Source organism: Nonomuraea sp. NPDC049637, from assembly GCF_040675235.1.
In the GTDB taxonomy this organism is placed as follows: Bacteria; Actinomycetota; Actinomycetes; order Streptosporangiales; family Streptosporangiaceae; genus Nonomuraea.
The window spans coordinates 1-1,760 of record NZ_JBFAOM010000129.1; the positions used below are offsets into that span (position 1 = coordinate 1).

General features: G+C 70.7%; 1 protein-coding gene. It reads left to right on the forward strand.

Annotated features, from left to right (window positions below; translation table 11 throughout):
- A partial coding sequence (locus tag AB0J71_RS49920) for a hypothetical protein (RefSeq protein ID WP_364421485.1) occupies nucleotides 1-1,760 on the forward strand: 1,760 nt, incomplete at both ends.

The window sequence follows — 1,760 nt, forward strand, 5'->3', positions numbered from 1 at the left end:
GAGGCCGAGGTCGAGCATGATCCGGCCGTGCCGGGTCAGGGCAGCGGGCTGATCTGGTCGGGGCAGAGCACGACGTTCGGGGAGACCTGCTTCACGGGCCAGCCGTGTGCGGCCTCGCACACGGCACCCGCGGCGGAGGGGATCCAGAACGGCTGGTCGATCCGCTGGCGCGTGCGGGCCGTGGTGCAGTCGACGGATGCCTCCGGTGCGCTGGTCGCGGGGCCGTGGTCGGGCTGGCAGCTCGCGCGGGTGGACACCTCCAAGCCGGTGGTGTCGGATCTGTCGGTGTCGGCGGGCCAGCTCGCGTCGAAACTGTGGACGCTGCCGTCCACGCAGCCGTCGTTCTCCGCCTACGGCGCCGATCCGGAGTCGCGGTCGTTGAAGCTGGAGGCGCAGGTCGAGCACGACCCGTCCGCCGCCGGGCAGGGCAGCGGCCTGATCTGGTCGGACAGCGGCCAGGTGTCGAGCGGATCGTGCTCGACCTGGAGCCGCTGCTCGTTGCAGACCCCTGCCGTGACAGAGGGCAAGCTGAAGGACGGCTGGCTGGTCCGCTGGCGGGTCCGGGCGTCCACCTCTGGGCAGGTGGCGGGACCGTGGTCGGAGTGGCAGTCCGCGCAGGTGGACACCTCCAAGCCGATCGTGTCCGGGGCATCGGTCTCTCCGGGCCAGTCGGTGTCGGGGCTGTGGACGCTGTCGTCGACGCAGCCGTCCTTCTCCGCCTACGGCGCGGACCCGGAGTCGCGGTCGCTGCGGCTGGAGGCGCAGATCGAGCACGACCCGTCGGCCGCCGTGCAGGGCAGCGGGCTGATCTGGTGGGCCGCCGGTGGGGTGTCGAGCGGATCGTGCTCCACCTGGAGCCCCTGCTCGTTGCAGACGCCGACAGTGGCGGCGGGCGAGTTGAAGGACGGCTGGCTGGTCCGGTGGCGGGTGCGCGCGTCCACCTCGGGGCAGGTGTCGAGCCCGTGGTCGGAGTGGCAGTCGGCGCGGATCGACGCCTCCAAGCCGGTGGTGTCGGATCTGTCGGTGTCGGTGGGTCAGTTGTCGTCGGGGTTGTGGCGGTTGTCGTCCACGACGCCGTCCTTCTCGGCCTACGGCGCTGATCCGGAGTCGCGGTCGTTGAAGCTGGACGCCGAGGTCGAGCACGATCCGTCGGTTCCCGTTCAGGGGTCGGGGCTGATCTGGTCCGACAGCGGTCAGGTGTCGAGCGGTTCGTGCTCGACGTGGAGCAGGTGTTCCCTGCAGACGCCCACCGTGACGGCGGGGAAGTTGAAGGACGGCTGGCTGGTTCGCTGGCGGGTCCGGGCGTCCACCTCTGGGCAGGTGTCGAGCCCGTGGTCGGAGTGGCAGTCGGCGCGGATCGACATCTCCAAGCCGGTGGTGTCGGATCTGTCGGTGTCGGCGGGTCAGTTGTCGTCGGGGTTGTGGCGGTTGTCGTCCACGACGCCGTCCTTCTCGGCCTACGGCGCTGATCCGGAGTCGCGGTCGTTGAAGCTGGACGCCGAGGTCGAGCACGATCCGTCGGTTCCCGTTCAGGGTTCGGGGCTGATCTGGTCCGACAGCGGTCAGGTGTCGAGCGGTTCGTGCTCGACGTGGAGCAGGTGTTCCCTGCAGACCCCCACCGTGACGGCGGGGAAGTTGAAGGACGGCTGGCTGGTCCGGTGGCGGGTCCGGGCGTCCACCTCGGGGCAGGTGTCAGGCCCGTGGTCCGAGTGGCAGACGGCCACGGTCCAGGTCAGCGGCACGGCGGGCAACGGTCTGGG